The sequence below is a fragment of the Ensifer sp. Root423 genome, from assembly GCF_001426275.1.
Taxonomy (GTDB): domain Bacteria; phylum Pseudomonadota; class Alphaproteobacteria; order Rhizobiales; family Rhizobiaceae; genus Ensifer; species Ensifer adhaerens.
In genome coordinates this window covers 42506-59964 of sequence record NZ_LMEG01000019.1, presented here as the reverse complement: position 1 = coordinate 59964, position 17459 = coordinate 42506, and the positions used below count along the sequence as shown (strand labels likewise).

The following is a 17459-nucleotide window of genomic DNA, read 5'->3' as shown; positions in this document are numbered from 1 at the left end:
ATCCGCGCCGACGACTTGAGCAAGATGAAGTCGGTTTCTGACCACATCCAGTCCGGCGATCTCGTCGGCTTTGCCTCCGGCTCTGGCGTGGCTATCGGTTCGCGCATGGCCGARCAGCTTGGCATAACGGTCGGCGGAACGATTACGCTGACCTCGCCCAACGGCGACGTGACRCCGCTCGGCATGAACCCSCGTGTGAAGGCCTATACCGTCTCGGCGATCTACGAGATCGGCATGTCGGAATATGATTCAACAATCATCTTCATGCCGCTTGAAGAGGCACAGCTGTTCTTCAACGCCGAGGGACTGGTTCAGTCGATCGAGATCTTCGTCGAACATCCAGATGTCGTCGAAGAGTTGCGCCAGCCGATCGAGGATGCGGCCGGACGGCAGATCTTCATCACCGACTGGCGCGACCGCAACAAGACTTTCTTCTCGACGCTCGAGGTCCAGAGCAACGTGATGTTCATGATCCTGTCGCTGATCGTGCTGGTCGCGGCACTCAACATCATCTCCGGCCTGATCATGCTGGTGAAGGACAAGGGCAGCGACATCGCGATCCTGCGGACCATGGGCGCGACCTCCGGCTCGGTGATGCGCATCTTCTTCATGACGGGGGCTGCAATCGGCGTYGCCGGAACGGTCGCGGGCGTGGCGCTCGGCGTCGTCGTCTGCCTCAACATCGAATCCATCCGACAGTTCTTCTCCTGGATCTCGGGAACGACGATATTCAGCCCTGAGCTCTATTTCCTCAACCAGCTCCCGGCCGATATGAACGCAGACGAGACCGCACTCGTCGTCGTCATGGCGCTGACCCTTTCCTTCCTCGCCACGATCTTTCCGGCCTGGCGCGCCTCGCGCCTCGATCCGGTGCAGGCCCTGCGTTACGATTGACCCCACGCTGTGACTTGCAACGTCGTTTCTTGAATGAATGCGTGCGTCTGACACAGCGATTACCAGCTTCGCCGGCCATCCGCGGCGTTTGGCGTCCAAAGCGCGCCGCGATCCTTCAGATTCGCGAACCGCTGCGCGCTCTTGCGTCACTTGCTGCGGGCCTTGCCCTCAACGCCTGATCAGACCGCCGCGATAGTCGAGCTCGTAGGCTTCCTCGCCGTCGACGAAGATGACCTCATGCCCGGAAAAATGTAAGGTGTCGCCGCGGCTGTTGTCGATGTAGTAGCCATGGGCGTGCCGGAACTCCGTGCCGCCGAGGAAATGCCGCTTGTCGCGGTACATCGCCTGAAGCGCCGCCCTGATGACGACGCCTGCCTTTTCGCCGTTTATGAGGTCAGGTCGGATGATCCGGCCGAAGTAGTTCATCGCCCAGTGCGGCTCGTCATTCTGCCACACGGTCTCCTGGCCTGCGAAATCGGTCCCGCCGAAATAGCTGTCGAGGTAGCGCCAGCTATCCCGCTCGTAGCCGATGTCGTGGGAACCCGGGCGTGACGACGGTCGCTGCCCGCCGCCGCCGACATAGGTTTTTGATTTGGCTTCAACGATGAATTCTCTGAGTGCTTCGAGCGCGGCCATGATTGTTCCTCATACGTTCGCGCCGGAGGATGTCGTGATCCGCTGAAGTTGTAAAGAACAAATAGAGAACAATCACCCGGTTATTACAGGCCGCACGCCTTCTGCCCGCGATCGTCGCTCCAGTCCTTGAGAAGGATGAGCTCGCCTTTCGCGGTGATTGGCGTGTCGTTCGATTTGCCCTTGCCCGTCAGCACGTTGAGGTCGCATTGCGCGGTGTTGTCCGGATCGAGCGTATCGTAGGACGAGTAGGTGTAGCCCGCCACCACGAAGTCGAAGTTGCGATAGGCGACCGTCAGCTTCTGTTCCCAGCGGTCGCGCCCGATGGCATCGTTCTGACTGGTGATGAGCAACGAGCCGCTCGGCAGCGCCTCGATCGACGGCGCTTGGCCGACGAGTTCGAACTGACCCCAGACCTTGTTCGGAATGGCCGACTTTAATGCCAGCGCGCCGTTGTCGCCGGTGAGATAGAGATAGATGCCGTTGTCCTCGTCGCTGCCTTGGGCGGGTCGTACGATGAGCGCGAGATCCTGGCTCCCGTCCTTGTTCCAGTCGCCGGTCGCCGCCGAGACGATGCGGGCGGGGTCTATCGTCTCTGCTGCGGAGACGGTGGTCGGAAGCAGGATCAGCAAGGGGAGAATCAGGCGTGCAAGCATGTCGGAGCGCTCCGCGTGGTCGTTCCTCTTGATATGCGGGCACCGCGCTTTCCTCAAGCGGCTTCGTCGTCAGTTAACCTGCATTCGGGCGCGATGTTAACCATCGTGAACAGAATGCCTGTGCACTGCTTGACGCGTGAACAAAAATGGAACAAAGTAAAAACATAACGGAAAAGGAGCCATGTTATGACTGATTTTGTTCGTGACCTCGCCGCCTTCGCGTCGATGAGCCTGTTCATCGCAAGCATCTCTTTCATTGCGCTCGGCCTCTGAAGGCGGGCGTCAACATCTTCTCTCAAGCACCTCCGCAAAGCGTCTCATCCCCGTTGAATAAGGGGGACGACATGCCAGGGGAATCTGGACATGACGGGCGATAAACGGGATATCCTTCCGACTGGACAGGAATCAGGGTGCGACAATGGCAGACGACAGCAAGGCAGCATCGAGTGAGGCGCTCGGCACGGATCCGCAGTTCGTGCATCTGCGCGTCCACTCTGCCTTCTCCTTGCTCGAAGGCGCTCTGCCGCTGAAGAAGGTCATCGGCAAGGCGGTCGCCGATAACCAGCCGGCGATCGGGATCGCCGACACCAACAATCTCTTCGCAGCCCTCGAATTCTCGCAGAAGGCAGCCGGTGACGGGCTGCAGCCGATCACCGGCTGCCAGCTGTCGATCGACATGGAGGACGAGACCGAGGGGGATCGGCGCGGCCATGGGCATCAGCTCGCCAAGCTGCCGTCGATCGTGCTCATCGCCGCCACCGATGACGGCTATACGCGCCTCGTCGATCTCGTCAGCCGTGCCTATCTCAGCGGCGAGGGCAGCCAGGCGACGCGCATTACGCGCTCCTGGCTTGGCGAATGCGGCACCGAGGGCTTGATTGCGCTGACCGGCGCGTCCGGTGGCCCGGTGGATATCGCCATGAAGGCGGGCTCCACGGCGCTCGCCGAAGCGCGTCTCGAAGCCTTGCATGATCTCTTTGGCGATCGGCTCTATATCGAGCTGCAGCGCCACGGTGGCCACGACCGGCGGCACGAGAGCCGGATGATCGAGCTTGCCTACAAGTTCGACATTCCGCTTGTCGCCACCAACGAAGCCTTCTTCCCGTCGCCCTCCGACTATGAGGCGCATGACGCCCTGATGGCGGTAGCGCACAACGCCATGGTGTCGGACGACAGCCGGTTCCGCCTGACACCGGACCACTATCTGAAGAGCCGCAAAGAAATGGCGGCGCTGTTTGCGGATCTGCCCGAGGCACTGGAAAACACGATCGAGATCGCCCGGCGCTGCTCCTTCATGCTGAAGACCCGTGGGCCGATCCTGCCGCGCTTTACCGGCGCGACGGCGGATCCGGAGGAGGCCGAGCGCGCCGAGTCGGACGAACTGCGTCGCCAGGCGGAGGAGGGCCTCGAAGACCGTCTCGCGAGACTGGGTATGGCGCCCGGCTACACCCAAGAGGAATACCGCGAGCGCCTGGCCTTCGAATTGAGCGTCATCGAGCGCATGAAGTTCCCCGGCTACTTCCTGATCGTTGCCGACTTCATCAAATGGGCCAAGCAGCACGACATCCCCGTCGGGCCGGGTCGCGGCTCGGGCGCCGGCTCGCTCGTCGCCTATGCGCTGACGATCACCGACGTCGATCCGATGCGCTTCTCGCTGCTGTTCGAACGCTTCCTCAATCCCGAGCGCGTCTCGATGCCCGACTTCGACATCGACTTCTGCCAGGACCGGCGCGAAGAGGTGATCCGCTACGTGCAGCGCAAGTACGGTCGCGAACAGGTGGCGCAGATCATCACCTTCGGTTCGCTGCAGGCCCGTGCCGCCTTGCGAGACGTCGGTCGCGTGCTCGAAATGCCCTATGGTCAGGTCGACAAGATCTGCAAGCTGGTGCCCAACAACCCCGCCAACCCGACGCCGCTTTCCAAGGCGATCGAGGAGGAGCCGCGCCTGCAGGAAGAGGCCGAGAAGGAGCCGGTGGTCGCCCGCCTTCTCGATATCGCCCAGAAGATCGAAGGCCTTTACCGCCACGCCTCGACCCACGCCGCCGGTATCGTGATCGGCGACCGGCCGTTGTCGCAGCTGGTGCCGATGTATCGCGATCCGCGCTCCGACATGCCGGTCACCCAGTTCAACATGAAGTGGGTCGAGCAGGCCGGTCTCGTCAAGTTCGACTTCCTCGGCCTGAAGACGCTGACGGTGTTGAAGGTCGCGGTCGATTTCGTCAAGCAGCGCGGCATCGAGGTCGATCTCGCGAGCATCCCGCTCGATGATCTGAAGACCTACGAGATGCTGTCGCGCGGCGAAACGGTCGGCGTGTTCCAGGTGGAAAGTGCCGGCATGCGCAAGGCGCTGATCGGCATGCGGCCCGACTGCATCGAGGACATCATCGCACTCGTGGCGCTCTATCGCCCAGGCCCGATGGAGAACATCCCGGTCTATAACGCCCGTAAGCATGGCGAGGAAGAGGTCGAGTCGATCCATCCGAAGATCGACCACCTGCTCAAGGAAACGCAGGGCGTTATCGTTTACCAGGAGCAGGTGATGCAGATCGCCCAGGTGCTCTCTGGCTATTCGCTCGGCGAGGCCGACCTTCTGCGCCGCGCCATGGGTAAGAAGATCAAGGAGGAGATGGACAAGCAGCGCGCCCGTTTCGTCGACGGCGCCGTCAAGAACGAGGTGTCGAAGCCGCAGGCCGACCTCATTTTCGACCTGCTCGCCAAGTTCGCCAACTACGGCTTCAACAAGTCGCACGCGGCAGCCTACGCGATCGTGTCCTATCAGACCGCCTACATGAAGGCGCATTATCCGGTGGAGTTCCTGGCGGCGTCGATGACGCTCGACATGTCCAACACCGAAAAGGTCAACGACTTCCGCCAGAATGCCAAGCGTCTGGGCATCGAGGTGATCGCCCCGTCGGTACAGACCTCGTTCCGGCACTTCCAGACGGGCGAAAGCCGCATCTATTACTCGCTTGCAGCGATCAAGGGCGTGGGCGAGTCAGCGGTCGAGCACATCGTCGAGGTTCGAGGCGACAAGGCCTTCGCAAGCCTCGAAGACTTCTGCCTCCGGATCGACCCCAAGCTGCTCAACCGTCGCGTTTTTGAAAGCCTGATTGCCGCCGGCGCCTTCGATTGCTTCGGCTACGACCGGGCGGAGCTGGTCGGCGGGCTCGATCGTATTCTCGGGTTTGCCCAGCGGGCTCAGGAAAACAAGACGAGCGGGCAGAGCGACATGTTCGGCGCAGGGGCGGCCACCGGGCCGGAGCGCATTGCGCTTCCGACCTACACGCCGTGGCTTGCCTCGGAAAAGCTGCACCGTGAGTTCCAGGTTCTGGGCTTCTATCTGTCTGCCCATCCGCTCGACACCTACAATGCGCTGCTCGCCAAGATGCGCGTGCAGACCTTCGGCGATTTCGCAGGCGCTGTGAAGAAGGGGGCGACGGCCGGAAGGCTCGCCGGAACAGTAACCTCGAAGCAGGAGCGCAAGACGCGCACCGGCAACAAGATGGGAATCATCGCCTTCTCGGATTCCTCCGGCCAGTTCGAGGCGGTACTGTTCTCCGAGATGCTGCACCAGTATCGAGACCTGCTCGAGCCCGGCAAGTCGCTGGTCATGACCGTGGCGGCGGAAGAGCGGCCGGAAGGCATCGGCCTGCGCATCCAGACGCTGCGGTCGCTCGAAGAAGAATCGCTGCAACTGCAGAAGGCGCTGCGCGTCTATGTGCGCGATTCCGGGCCGCTGAAGTCGATCGCCTCGCACCTCAACACGAAGGGCGACGGGCTCGTCTCCTTCGTCGTCATCAAGGACAATGGCCAGCGCGAGATCGAGGTTGAACTGAACGAGAAGTTCCGGATTTCGCCGGAGATCGCTGCAGCATTGCGCTCGGCGCCGGGCGTCATCGACGTCGAACTGGTGTAATCCGAGGCGGGGCTCCGCTGAATTGCAGTGGAGCGGCGATTGAGCCGGCTTGGAACCTATCGACCCGCGGCGGGACGCTCGCCGGGTGCTTGTCTGCCGGTCTCGCAGATCAGTCGCCGGGACGTGTCCGAGTAATGGTGATGAAGTCGGTGCCCTGACCGGTCTCCAACCCGCTTTCCACATCGGCAATCGAGAGCGACGAGCCCTCGGCGAGCAACGCTTCCACGCGCCTGCGCACAACGTCGGAGATCGTCATGCGCGCCAGCGTGCGCTGGATGCCGTTATAGGCGAAGGGATCGGCCTCCGTGGAGATGCCGAGCCGCTTCTTCGTCGAGGCGGGCAGGTGGTCCTCGAGCGAGACGCCGAACCATTTGCCTTCGGCACCTTCTTCTTCATTGTGCCGGAACTGGAGGAAATGCGTTCCGAGCGCCTCTTCCGGCTTGTCGATCGTAAGCCCGGCTTCAAAGAGCGGCTTGAACCCTTGCCGCACGAGGATCTTGCCGTTTTGCGGTGGCGTACGTCCGGCCTTGCGCAGGAGCCGGTCGGTCAGGTCCGGTGTCAGCTTGCCGTCGCCGTCGATGCCTTCGCTTGCCTGGAAGGCACGCAGGGCCGCAATCGTCGCCGGCCCGGCATGGCCGTCGATCGCGCCCGGCGCGTAGCCGAGGAAATCCAGGGACGTCTGAACCTCGCGCATGGTGTCGCGGGTATCGCTGCGGGTGATCAGGATACGGATCGGCTCCTCGGTGGATCGCGCCGAATTGGCGCCGCCGGGCGGCTCCCGCATCGCCACTTCCACCGGCGCATCGCCGGCCTGGCTGATCGCCGGTCTGAGCGGCACGTCGGAAAGCGGCGGCTGGAGATCGATCGGGGCCGGGCGGAAGAGTAGGGCGCTCTTGACCTCCAAGGGCGTTATCTGCCGGTCGGAGATCAGCACGTGCACGCCGCGCTCGGTCAACTTGTAGAGCGAGGCAGCAAATTCGCTCGGCAACCGCACGCAGCCATGGGACGCCGGATAGTCCGGCACATGGTTGGAGCCATGCAGAGCAATGCCCGACCAGGTGAGCCGCTGCATGAACGGCATCGGAGCGTTCGAATAGATGTTCGATTTGTGATGACGCCGCTTTTCCAGGATAGAAAAGATGCCCGATGGCGTCGTGTGGCCCGCCTTGCCGGTCGAGACCGGTGATGTCGCAATGACAGCGTCGCCGTCATAGACGACGAGCGATTGCTGATCTTTCGAGACGATGATCTGCAGCGGCCCGCGACTGCCTGCAAAGCCGGTAGCCGGCGACAAAAGCAGTGCGACGACGCTGGCGGTGAGAGCGAAACGCGATACCATACACTCAACCCAACACGTGACTTGGCGAACAAGCCTAGCCTTCAATCTTTAAGGAATTCATCCTGCTGTGTGGGCTGTCGATCAAGGTTGCGTGATCGCTTTGCGAAGCGTGCCTGCTCGGGCAAGCACGCTTGTGGTCTCATGGATCGCGTTTTCTGGTGCCGAAAGTGTAGCCGGTTTCGACGCTCGCCTTGCCGAATTTGTCGCGCAGCTTGTTGATCGCGTCCTCGGCCGCAGCGCGCCTGGTGGCCGCGGGATCGACGAGATCGGGCGGATCGGCGAGATCCGGGGCGGAGAGATCGCTGACGCCGATGCCGATCAGCCGATACTTCGTTCCGTCCGCCTCTTTTTCGAGAAGCTGCAGGCCGATGCGGAAAATGCGGTCGGCAAGGCGGGTAGGGCTATCCAGGCGCCGATTGCGGGTGCGGATCTTGAAGTCGGCGGTTTTGAGCTTGAGAACGACCGTCTGGCCGGCGAGTTCCGACTTTCGCAGCCGGTGGGCCACTTGCTCGCTGAGGCGCCGCAGATGCGTGACCAGGTCGTCATAGCGCGCGATATCGTCGTTGAACGTCGTCTCTGCGGAAACGCTCTTGGCTTCGCCGTCGATTTCGACCGCTCTCTCGTCGAGCCCGCGCGATAGGCGAAAGAGCCGCTGCCCCATGGTGCCATAGCGCCGCATCAGGTCGCCTTCTTCCATGGTCTGCAATTGCCCGATCGTGCGCACGCCGTCACGCTCCAGCGTGGCGGCAAAGGCCTTGCCGACGCCCCAGATCAGGGTCACCGGCTTCTCGCGCAGGAACTCCAGCGCCTCGGCTTGGCCGATGACGGAAAAGCCGCGCGGCTTTTGCAGGTCGGACGCCACCTTGGCGAGAAACTTGCAATAGGAGAGGCCGACCGAGACGGTGATGCCGACTTCCTGCTCGATCCGGCGGGCGAGCCGCGCAAGCGTGCGTGCCGGTGGATCGTGATGCAGTCGCTCCGTGCCGCTGAGTTCGAGGAAGGCTTCGTCGATCGACAGCGGCTGCACCAGCGGGGTCAGTTCCTGCATCAGCGTGCGCACCTCGCGGCTGACGCGGGCGTATTTCTCCATATTGGGCTTGATGACAATGGCCTGGGGGCAGGCTTCCAGCGCCTTGAACATCGGCATGGCCGAGCGCACGCCGTGAATGCGGGCGACGTAGCAGGCGGTGGAGACCACACCGCGCTTGCCGCCGCCGATGATCACCGGCTTGTCGGCAAGCTCCGGGTTGTCGCGCTTCTCGATCGAGGCATAGAAGGCGTCGCAGTCGATGTGCGCCAGCGTCAGGTCATAGAGCTCCGCATGCCGCAGAATGCGCGGGCTGCCGCAGGCAAGGCAGCGCCGCACCGACGCCGCCTGTTCCTTGAGGCAGTCGCGGCAGAAGCCTGGAGAGTGAGCAGCGCTGTCGGGCATATCGGGAACAAATATTGAACATTGCGACCTTAAGCTCTACTCTAGCGAGTCTCAAGGAGGCGCGATTGGAAATCACAATGCAATTGTCGCCGTTGAAAAGGATCACCGGGCGCGTCTTTCGCAGCGCCGGCGCGGCTGAATTTGCGCCGACGGGCAGCCGATCCGGGCTAGCCGCGGAAGTGCGCGCGAATGGCTGCGGCTGCCTCCGGCCAGTCTGCGACGGCGCGGATGTCGGCGTCGAGCTTCGGCGCGAGCGCCTTGAACTCCGAGTCGGCCATGAGGTTTATCGGCAGGCAGGTCGGCGCGTGATCCTTCACCGATCGCAGGTTGCGAAGCATGTCGTCGATGAAGACGAGGGGGACGGTGCGGCTGCCGTGAAGTTTTTGGACGATCGGCCCCTTCGGCTCTTCGGACGCAAGCAGCGGATAGGGCAGGCCGAGCCGGTCAAGAAGAGCGCGACGAACCGCAGCGTGCTGCGGCGGCATCGCAGTCAGAAAGACGATATCGGCTTCCTCCGACAATGCGGCCAGGGTCTCGACGACCTTGGCGGCGGGCGTTTGCCAACGATCCTGCGAGCCGTAGAAGGTGTCGAGCAGGATCTTGACCTCTGGCTCCGTCACCGGCTGCTCGTCCGCGTGGGTGATGATGTTGCCGGTCAGGCGAAACGATCGGGGCAGGAGGACATGGCCGCAGCTCCCAAGGAACGCTTTGAACGGATTGATGAATTCAAGCACGACATCGTCGATGTCGCTGACGATCAGCGGGCGGTTTCCAAGCGTGATGCGGTGAGCTGTCGGCGCGTTTGCCACCCTCAATCCTCGAAGCCTGCGTGGCCGGAAAGTGCCATATGGGCGCGCACGACGTCTTCAGGCGCCGTACCGGTCGCCGTGCAGAATGCCATCAGGGTCGGCTCATGGTCCATCAGAAAGGCGACGAGCCCGCCCATGAAGCCGGGTTCGGCAATCGCGTTGCGCAACGCCGTTGGGTCCGTGCCGGTCAGCGCCAGAAAGCGGGACAGAAGCTCAGGCTCGCCGGCAAGCCAGGAGAGAATGTCGATGGCGATTTCGTCGGCGCTCTTCAATGGTTTGTCCCCGTATGGTTTTTACGTGCGGAGTTACCTATTTTTCAACCAAATAGGCCTATCTCTGACGTTGAGGAAATGGGTCGAGTCGTCGGCTCCGCACGTTAATTGTCCTGAGGAGACTTGCAAGGTGACGATGGACAGCAAGGGATCGACATGCCCAAACAGGTGATGATTGTTGAGGACAACGAGCTGAACATGAAGCTCTTCCGCGACCTGATTGAGGCCTCCGGCTATGCGACGATCCAGACTCGCAACGGCATGGAGGCGCTCGAGCTCGCGCGCAAGCATCGGCCCGATCTCATTCTCATGGACATCCAGCTGCCGGAGGTTTCCGGTCTGGAAGTGACGAAGTGGCTGAAGGAAGACGACGAGCTACACGTCATCCCGGTCATCGCCGTGACCGCTTTTGCTATGAAGGGGGACGAGGAGCGGATCCGCCAGGGCGGGTGCGAAGCCTATGTCTCCAAGCCGATCTCCGTACCGAAGTTCATTGAGACGATCAAAACCTACCTGGGCGATGCCTGAGCGGCGGGAAAATTGATATGACTGCGCGTATTCTTGTTGTCGATGACGTTCCGGCCAATGTGAAGCTGCTCGAAGCCCGGTTGCTTGCCGAGTACTTCGACGTGCTGACGGCCAGTGACGGTTATGCCGCCCTGGCGCTCTGCGAAAAGACGCCCATCGACCTGGTGCTGCTCGATATCATGATGCCCGGTCTCGATGGTTTCGAAGTCTGCGAACGGCTGAAGGCGAACCCGAAGACGGCACATATCCCGGTTGTCATGGTCACCGCGCTCGACCAGCCTTCTGATCGCGTGCGTGGCCTGAAGGCCGGCGCCGACGATTTCCTGACGAAGCCCGTCAACGATCTGCAGCTGATGTCGCGGGTGAAGAGCTTGGTGCGCCTGAAGAACGTCAGCGATGAGCTGCGCCTGCGGGCCCAGACGGCGCAGACGATCGGGCTTGAAGATGTTGGCCGGGCGGACCGGCCTGACGAGCCCGGCAACGTCCTGCTCGTCGATGGCCGCGGCTCGTCGCAGGAGCGGCTGCAGCGCGCCCTCAAGCCGATTGCCGAGGTCTCGGTCATCTCCGATCCGCAGGCGGCATTGTTCGAGGCGGCGGAGAACAATTTCGACCTCGTCATCGTCAATGCGAATTTCGACGACTACGATCCGCTGCGCCTCTGCTCGCAGTTGCGCTCCCTGGAGCGCACCCGGTTCATCCCTATCCTGCTGATCGCCGAGCAGGGCAGCGACGAGTTGGTCGTCCGCGCGCTCGATCTGGGCGTGACGGACTATCTGATGCGGCCGGTCGATCCGAATGAACTGATTGCCCGGTCGATGACCCAGATCCGGCGCAAGCACTGCAATGACAGGCTGCGGTCGAGCGTGCAGCAAACCATCGAGCTTGCCGTCACCGACGGCCTCACCGGGCTGCATAACCGGCGCTATTTCGACACGCACCTGAAACTGCTGATGGATCGGGCTGCTGCGCGCGGTCGGCCGCTGTCCATCTGCATGACCGATATCGACCGCTTCAAGCAGGTTAACGACACCTACGGCCATGACGTTGGCGACGAAGTCTTGCGGGAATTCGCCAATCGCATCCGCACGACGGTGCGGGGTGCCGACCTTGCCTGCCGGTTCGGCGGTGAAGAGTTCATCGTGGTGATGCCGGATACGTCAGCCGAAATGGCGGCCGGTGTCGCCGAGCGTCTGCGCACGATCATCGAAAGCCTGCCATTTGCGATCCCGCAGGCGGACGGCCCCCTGAAGGTCACCGCGTCCATGGGGATTGCCACGCTCAGGCCCGGCAGCGACACGGCCGAAGCGCTGCTGAAGCGCGCCGATATGGCGCTCTATCAGGCCAAGCACGAAGGCCGAAATCGGGTGGTGGCAGCCGCCGCCTGAGCTGCGCCTCCTGCGTTTCTGGCCTCAAAGCACCCCAGGGAATTTCTTTGCCCGCCTCTTGCGGCCTGCATTCAAAGTTGTATTCTCGCGTCACCTGTTGCTACCGGGGAGTTTGGGTGGCAGCAGAGATCATGCAGTGTGCCTGTCCAGGTCTGATACAGAATTAACCATGCGCCGAGCGGCACCGCTCCGCGCATTAAGAATTCGTTGATTTTTTTTTATTTTCAGGTGATGCTCATGAAAGAGGGGGCATCCAGCCTTCTGCGATATTCGTTACCCCATGATGCTCAGGTCCGCCGCATCTCCTGGGTCGTGGGGTCGGTCGGTTGGCTTTTGGCGTCCGCGGAATCCTCGTGCCGCAGTCAGAGGCCAGCCGACCCCCTTTCCGACACGCCGTCCCGCCTTCGGGGCGGCGTTTTGATTCTGGGGGAATAGCAGGGGCGGGCGAGCCGTTTCCTCCCCCTGGCGTGGAACCCGTTTCACTCAGCGCCTACGCTAGATGCTCAAGGCATTGGCCTAAAAAGGAAAGGGCGCCTGACCTTGCGGTCGGCGCCCTTCAATTCCCGAAAACCGGCGATCTTACTTGATCTTGGTTTCCTTGAATTCGACGTGCTTCTTGACGACCGGGTCGTACTTGGTCTTCGTCATCTTTTCCGTCATCGTACGGCTGTTCTTGGTCGTGACGTAGAAGAAACCCGTGTCGGCTGTCGAAAGCAGCTTGATCTTGATGGTGGTGGCTTTTGCCATGGTCGTCCTGCCTTTGTAACAATGAAAGCCGTGGACAACCGGTTGCGGGCCACGGGCAAGGTTGGCGCGAAACTACAAATCGCGGCCGAAAAGTCAAGACCGTTTTGGTTTCAAAACGATCCTGACCACCGAAAGCGCGACATAGAGACCGAAAAAGCCGGCGATCGCCCAGGCAAAACCGTTGTTGCCGGTGGCGTCCATTGCCGCGCCGATCGCCTGCGGTCCAGCGACGGTACCGACGGCGTAGGAAAACACGAAGGCCGCGTTGGCGGCGGCGAGATCCGCGCCCTGAAGCCGTGAGCCCAGGTGGCTGAGGCCGACCGTGTAGAGGCCGGAGACACAGCCGCCCCAGAACAACAGCACAATTGCCATCAGGAACCAGCTCTCGACCAACAGCGGCAGGAACAGCGCGCCGATAAGACCGATCAGCGTCATCGCAGAGAGCAGTGTGCGCCGGTCTTTGACCCTGTCGGAGAGCATGCCGACCGGGATCTGGAAGATGAAATTGCCGACCCCCATGACCGTTAGCAGAAGCGCTGCCTGCGATTCGCTGAAACCGGACCGCGTCCCGAAGATGAGGAACAGCGAGAGACCGCCTGATTCGACCGCGCCGAATATGAAGACGGCAGCCGTTGCCGTGGGCACGAGGAAGACGTAGCGCAGGAAATGCCGCTCGGGCTTCTCGTCGATGACGGGGCTTTCGTCGCGTGCGAGGAAAATCGGCACGGATGCCAGGAGGATGACGCCGGCGCCGACGAGGAAGGGCAGGAGGCCTTCGCTGCCGAGGATCGAAAACAGCAGCGGGCCGGTCAGGAACCCAAGCGACAGGAATGTGCCGTAGATCCCCAGCACGAAACCGCGCTTGCTCGGCGGGGCCGTCGCGTTGATCCAGAACTCGGAAAGAATGAAGAGGACGGTGATCGCTCCGTGGAAAACGATTCGGAGCGGGAACCAGAGCCAGAAATTGGTGATGTAATAGAAGCCGAGCGCGCTGGTGGCCGCGATTAGCACGGCCCATAGCATCGTTGGCGCTACGCCATGCCGGTGGGCGAACTTCGTCGTGAAGGGGGCAGCCACCATCGATGCCAGGCCCGCCATGGCGGAATTCAAGCCGATGAGGGTCGAGGAAATTCCGCGCTTCTCCATGATGATGGATAGCAGCGGCAGGCCGAGGCCGATGGCGATGCCGACCGCGCTGATGGCAGCAACGGCCGCGATCAGCGACCGCCAGTGAATTTCCTCAACCGGTGCAGCCGTACCGGGCGATGGCTGTGACATCTGACGCGGATCCTTAGAGCAATGTGCGCACGAAGCGCCCATGGCGCGAGGTATAGAGTGGAACCGGTCGTTCGCAGGGCAGCGAAGGATCGGCGTCCAGTCCGTTCCTGAGGTCCGCGAGGATGACCGCGGTGATGTCAGGTATCCGTAGCGACGGAGTAACGTTCACATCGATCCACTGCAAATCCTGAAGCTCCCGACTGTCCAGGAACCGCGTGGGATCGATTTCGGCCTCGTCGGCGAACACGGCGAAGAAGCGCGTATCGAACCGCCTCGTGTTGCCTGGAGGGGTGATGGCCCGAGCCATATAGCGCAACTTTGCAAGATCGGGAAGAAAGGGAACGGGAGCTTCGGCCGAAGGAAGCGGCGCGCCTATGGCGATGCCGGCTTCCTCGTAAAGTTCACGCAGGGCGGCAAGCGCGAGCGCGCGCGCCCGGGTATCCGACAGTCCGCGCGCGCCGGCCACCTTCAGCGTTCGCAGGACGGAGGGATGGAGATCGGAGCCGAAGCCAATTCGATGATCGCCGGTATCGCGGCGTCCGCCGGGGAACACATAGAGATCCGGCATGAAGGCGTGCGCACTGTGGCGCCGCCCCATAAGCACACGCACGCGGCCGCCAACGCGATCGAGCAGCATGATCGAAGCGGCATCCCGGGGCCGCATGGTCGCGGGACGCGGAGGCTTGGGTTCGTTGCCCGTCTCCCGCGCCGGCCTCATGCCCGTTCGTCTCTCGGGGGCAACACGTCCTCAGGCGCATCTTCGTGTCCGCCGAAGCCATGCATCTTCAGCGCCCATTGCAGGCCGATGACGGCGCCTTTTACAGGCTGCAGCAGCGCCAGCGAACTGATGACGGTGATCGGTGCCCAGATGGCGAGATGCTGCCAGCTGTTGAGCGGAAGGATGAGGTCGGTCGCCATGTAGCCGGCAAGCACGAGGTGGCCGACGATCGTGACGACGATATAGGGCGGGAAGTCGTCGGCGCGGTGGTGGTCCATGCGCTCGCCGCAGGCCGCGCACGTCTCAACCGACTTGAGGTAGCTGCGAAACAGCTTGCCGCTGCCGCACGCTGGACAGCGGCCGAGAAAGCCGCGTTTCATCGAAAGACCAACGGAGCGCTCGTCGCTTTTGGACCCGCCCAGATGAAGTGTTTCGCCTGACGCCGCTTTCATGTGCATTCCTCTGTCCTATCGGGACCCTATCGCCGGCCGCGCGGCGGCCGTGTCCCCGGCTTCTTCCGGGCGCCGGTGCGATCCCTGCGACCGGACTTGTGGAAGGAGCGCGTTGCCGTCGGCATCTTGCGTCCTTCGCTGATCATCTCGAAGCGGAGCGCACCGGCAAGCGGCACGGCCTCGACGAGCTTGACGCGTACCGGATCGCCCAGGCGATAGCCGAGCCCGGTCTTCTCGCCGGAAAGCGCCTGATGCGCCTCATCGTAGATGAAGTAGTCGCGTCCAAGTGTTGATATCGGAACGAAGCCGTCGGCGCCATAGGCCGGCAGGGTGACAAAGAGTCCCGCCTTGGTGACACCGGAAACGCGGCCGTCGAATTCCTCCCCGACGCGACCGTTGAGATGATGCGCGATCAGTCGGTCCACCGTGTCGCGCTCGGCCGCCATGGCACGGCGCTCGAAAGTCGAGATCTCGGCGGCGATGTCGTCGAGTACGGCCTCTTCCTGCGGTGTCAGCCCGCCTTCGCCAAGGCCGAGCGAGGCAACCAGCGCCCGGTGCACGATCAGGTCGGCATAGCGCCGGATCGGAGAGGTGAAATGCGCGTACTTCAAGAGGTTGAGGCCGAAGTGCCCGATGTTCTCGGGGCTGTAGATCGCCTGGCTCTGCGAGCGCAGCACCATCTCGTTGACCATGGTTTCGAAGGGCTTGCCTTCGGCCTTGGCGAGGATGCCGTTGAAGTGGTTCGAGCGCATGTTCCCGCCCTTGACGAGCGAGATGTCGAGCGTCGCCAGGAATTCACGCAGGCTTTCCTGCTTGGCAAGCGAGGGCTGGTCGTGGACGCGGTAGATCAGCACCTGGCGCTTCTGCTCCAGCGTCTCGGCGGCGGCAACGTTCGCCTGGATCATCATTTCCTCGATCAGCTTGTGCGCGTCGAGGCGTTCGGGAACGAAGACACGGTCGACCGTACCGTCGGGTTTCAGGATGATTTTGCGCTCGGGCATGTTGAGCTCGAGCGGCTGGCGCCGGTCGCGGCCGCGCGTGAGGATGCGATAGCCTTCCCAGAGTGGCTTCAGGATCGTCTCGAGGATCGGCCCGGTCTTGTCGTCCGGATTGCCGTCGATCGCTGCCTGCGCCTGCTGGTAGGAGAGCTTTGCCGCACTCTTCATCATGATGCGATGGAAGGTATGGCCGGCCTTCCGGCCTTCCTTGGAGAAGCGCATGCGCACGGCAAGCGCCGGGCGATCGACGCCTTCCTTGAGCGAGCAGAGGTCGTTGGAGATGCGCTCGGGCAGCATCGGCACGACCCGATCGGGAAAGTAGACCGAGTTGCCGCGCTTCAGCGCTTCAAGGTCCAGAGCGGACTTCGGACGCACGTAGTAGGAGACGTCGGCAATCGCCACCGTGACGATGACGCCGCCGGGATTGTCCTCGGACGGATCCGGCTCCGCATAAACGGCGTCGTCATGGTCCTTGGCGTCGGCCGGATCGATGGTGATCAGCGGCAGCGTGCGCCAGTCCTCGCGGTGCGCCATGGTGGCGGGGCCCGCGGCGTTCGCCTCCTCGATCACCCGTTCCGGGAAAACGTGGGGAATGCCGTGGGCATGGATGGCGATCATCGAGATCGCCTTCTCCGAGGCGACCGAACCGATGACGGTCTGCACCTGCGCGCGCGGCAGACCGTAGCGGCCGAGACGCGACAGCTGCACCTCGACCAGATCGCCGTCCTCAGCGTTGCCGGTGAACTCCGGATCAACAAGTATTTCCTCGCCGCGCTTTTCGATCGGCATCAGGCGGCCACCGCCGCCGGGCGTCGAGCGGAAGACGCCGAGCACGGCATCCTTGCGCTTGTCCAGCACCTTGATGATGCGCGCCGTATAGGCCGGGCCGCCCCGTTCCTTGGCCGGGAAGATCTTGGCGAGAACGCGGTCGCCGAGACCGCCGACCGGAGCCTTGCCCTTACCCTTGGCGACGACGGATTGCTTGATCAGCACCGCCGGCGCGACGCCGTCGTCGTCGAGCCATTCGGCCGGGCGGCCGATCAGCTCGCCATCGACATCGCGGATGGTGATGTCGAGCACGGTCACCGGGGGCAGGGAGCCCGGACGCACCAGCGACTTGCGCTTCTTTTCGACCAGGCCGTCGACTTCCAGCGACTTCAGCAGGGCCTTGAGTTCGACACGGGTCTCGCCCTTCAGGCCGAAAGCCTTGGCGATTTCGCGCTTGGAGGCGCGGTCCGGGTTTTCAGCGATGAAGCGCATCAGCACGTCACGCGGCGGGACCGCGCCGTGGATGATCGGCTCGCTTGGCTGGGCCGATCCGGCCTTTGCCGCGCGAGCAGGCTTCTTGCCCTGGCTTCTCTTGCCGGACTGTTCGGTCGGGTCGCGCGGTATTCTGGTCAAG

At 62.7% G+C, this 17459-nt stretch carries 15 protein-coding genes; 4 read left to right on the top strand and 11 right to left on the bottom strand.

Annotated features, from left to right (window positions below; genetic code table 11):
- Positions 1–894: FtsX-like permease family protein (locus ASD01_RS18690; protein WP_060644236.1), on the top strand; the 894-nt coding region annotated here is incomplete at its 5' end.
- Between the two features lie 168 nt (positions 895–1062).
- On the opposite strand, the gene ASD01_RS18685 is transcribed toward ASD01_RS18690, so the two are convergent.
- On the bottom strand, positions 1063–1530 hold the full coding sequence (locus ASD01_RS18685) for a DUF5680 domain-containing protein (RefSeq protein ID WP_060644235.1): 468 nt from the start codon (positions 1528–1530) through the stop codon (positions 1063–1065).
- Between the two features lie 83 nt (positions 1531–1613).
- Positions 1614–2183 (bottom strand): hypothetical protein, encoded by a 570-nt coding sequence (locus ASD01_RS18680; RefSeq protein ID WP_034795336.1) that lies wholly within the window; start codon positions 2181–2183, stop codon positions 1614–1616.
- Positions 2184–2601: 418 nt separating this feature from the next.
- Between ASD01_RS18680 and dnaE the strand changes: the two genes are divergently transcribed.
- Positions 2602–6099: a DNA polymerase III subunit alpha gene (gene dnaE / locus ASD01_RS18675; RefSeq protein WP_060644234.1), complete on the top strand. Its 3498-nt coding sequence runs from the start codon at positions 2602–2604 to the stop codon at positions 6097–6099.
- A 109-nt stretch (positions 6100–6208) separates the two neighbouring features.
- Here dnaE and ASD01_RS18670 read toward each other — a convergent pair whose 3' ends face one another.
- The 4 genes from ASD01_RS18670 to ASD01_RS18655 form a co-directional block, all read right to left on the bottom strand.
- The gene (locus ASD01_RS18670; RefSeq protein WP_034795339.1) at positions 6209–7438 is read right to left on the bottom strand and encodes a L,D-transpeptidase family protein; all 1230 of its coding nucleotides are present in this window, start codon (positions 7436–7438) and stop codon (positions 6209–6211) included.
- Positions 7439–7577: 139 nt separating this feature from the next.
- A complete protein-coding gene (locus ASD01_RS18665) occupies positions 7578–8870 on the bottom strand; it encodes a DNA polymerase IV (RefSeq protein WP_034795342.1) in 1293 nt (430 codons plus the stop codon).
- Between the two features lie 167 nt (positions 8871–9037).
- Positions 9038–9679 (bottom strand): hypothetical protein, encoded by a 642-nt coding sequence (locus ASD01_RS18660; RefSeq protein ID WP_034795346.1) that lies wholly within the window; start codon positions 9677–9679, stop codon positions 9038–9040.
- 2 nt (positions 9680–9681) lie between these two features.
- Positions 9682–9951: a DUF3572 domain-containing protein gene (locus tag ASD01_RS18655; RefSeq protein ID WP_034795349.1), complete on the bottom strand. Its 270-nt coding sequence runs from the start codon at positions 9949–9951 to the stop codon at positions 9682–9684.
- A 156-nt stretch (positions 9952–10107) separates the two neighbouring features.
- Between ASD01_RS18655 and ASD01_RS18650 the strand changes: the two genes are divergently transcribed.
- A complete protein-coding gene (locus tag ASD01_RS18650; RefSeq protein ID WP_003537642.1) occupies positions 10108–10479 on the top strand; it encodes a response regulator in 372 nt (123 codons plus the stop codon).
- A gap of 17 nt (positions 10480–10496) precedes the next feature.
- Positions 10497–11864 (top strand): PleD family two-component system response regulator, encoded by a 1368-nt coding sequence (locus ASD01_RS18645; RefSeq protein ID WP_034795354.1) that lies wholly within the window; start codon positions 10497–10499, stop codon positions 11862–11864.
- Between the two features lie 579 nt (positions 11865–12443).
- On the opposite strand, the gene rpmG is transcribed toward ASD01_RS18645, so the two are convergent.
- The 5 genes from rpmG to rnr all read right to left on the bottom strand — a co-directional run bounded on the left by rpmG (position 12444) and on the right by rnr (position 17458).
- Positions 12444–12611 (bottom strand): 50S ribosomal protein L33, encoded by a 168-nt coding sequence (gene rpmG / locus ASD01_RS18640; RefSeq protein ID WP_034795357.1) that lies wholly within the window; start codon positions 12609–12611, stop codon positions 12444–12446.
- 93 nt (positions 12612–12704) lie between these two features.
- A complete protein-coding gene (locus ASD01_RS18635; protein WP_034795359.1) occupies positions 12705–13889 on the bottom strand; it encodes an MFS transporter in 1185 nt (394 codons plus the stop codon).
- Positions 13890–13902: 13 nt separating this feature from the next.
- Positions 13903–14607 carry an NUDIX hydrolase gene (locus ASD01_RS18630; protein ID WP_034795362.1) on the bottom strand — a complete coding sequence of 235 codons (705 nt, stop codon included), beginning with the start codon at positions 14605–14607 and terminating at the stop codon, positions 13903–13905.
- Entirely contained in the window at positions 14604–15059 is a 456-nt protein-coding gene (locus ASD01_RS18625) for a DUF983 domain-containing protein (RefSeq protein ID WP_034795645.1), read from the bottom strand. Before ASD01_RS18625 ends, ASD01_RS18630 begins: the two co-directional genes overlap by 4 nt.
- 26 nt (positions 15060–15085) lie before the next feature.
- Positions 15086–17458, bottom strand: coding sequence for a ribonuclease R (gene rnr, locus ASD01_RS18620; protein WP_034795365.1), 2373 nt, complete (start codon positions 17456–17458; stop codon positions 15086–15088).
- Position 17459 lies beyond the last annotated feature (1 nt).

Bases quoted from the DNA above. Each gene is read 5' to 3' on its own strand.
- dnaE (WP_060644234.1), top strand. From the start codon at position 2,602: ATGGCAGACGACAGCAAGGCAGCATCGAGTGAGGCGCTCGGCACGGAT.
- ASD01_RS18645 (WP_034795354.1), top strand. From the start codon at position 10,497: ATGACTGCGCGTATTCTTGTTGTCGATGACGTTCCGGCCAATGTGAAG.
- ASD01_RS18630 (WP_034795362.1), bottom strand. From the start codon at position 14,607: ATGAGGCCGGCGCGGGAGACGGGCAACGAACCCAAGCCTCCGCGTCCC.
- rpmG (WP_034795357.1), bottom strand. From the start codon at position 12,611: ATGGCAAAAGCCACCACCATCAAGATCAAGCTGCTTTCGACAGCCGAC.
- ASD01_RS18635 (WP_034795359.1), bottom strand. From the start codon at position 13,889: ATGTCACAGCCATCGCCCGGTACGGCTGCACCGGTTGAGGAAATTCAC.
- ASD01_RS18685 (WP_060644235.1), bottom strand. From the start codon at position 1,530: ATGGCCGCGCTCGAAGCACTCAGAGAATTCATCGTTGAAGCCAAATCA.
- ASD01_RS18625 (WP_034795645.1), bottom strand. From the start codon at position 15,059: ATGAAAGCGGCGTCAGGCGAAACACTTCATCTGGGCGGGTCCAAAAGC.
- ASD01_RS18670 (WP_034795339.1), bottom strand. From the start codon at position 7,438: ATGGTATCGCGTTTCGCTCTCACCGCCAGCGTCGTCGCACTGCTTTTG.
- ASD01_RS18680 (WP_034795336.1), bottom strand. From the start codon at position 2,183: ATGCTTGCACGCCTGATTCTCCCCTTGCTGATCCTGCTTCCGACCACC.
- ASD01_RS18665 (WP_034795342.1), bottom strand. From the start codon at position 8,870: ATGCCCGACAGCGCTGCTCACTCTCCAGGCTTCTGCCGCGACTGCCTC.
- ASD01_RS18650 (WP_003537642.1), top strand. From the start codon at position 10,108: ATGCCCAAACAGGTGATGATTGTTGAGGACAACGAGCTGAACATGAAG.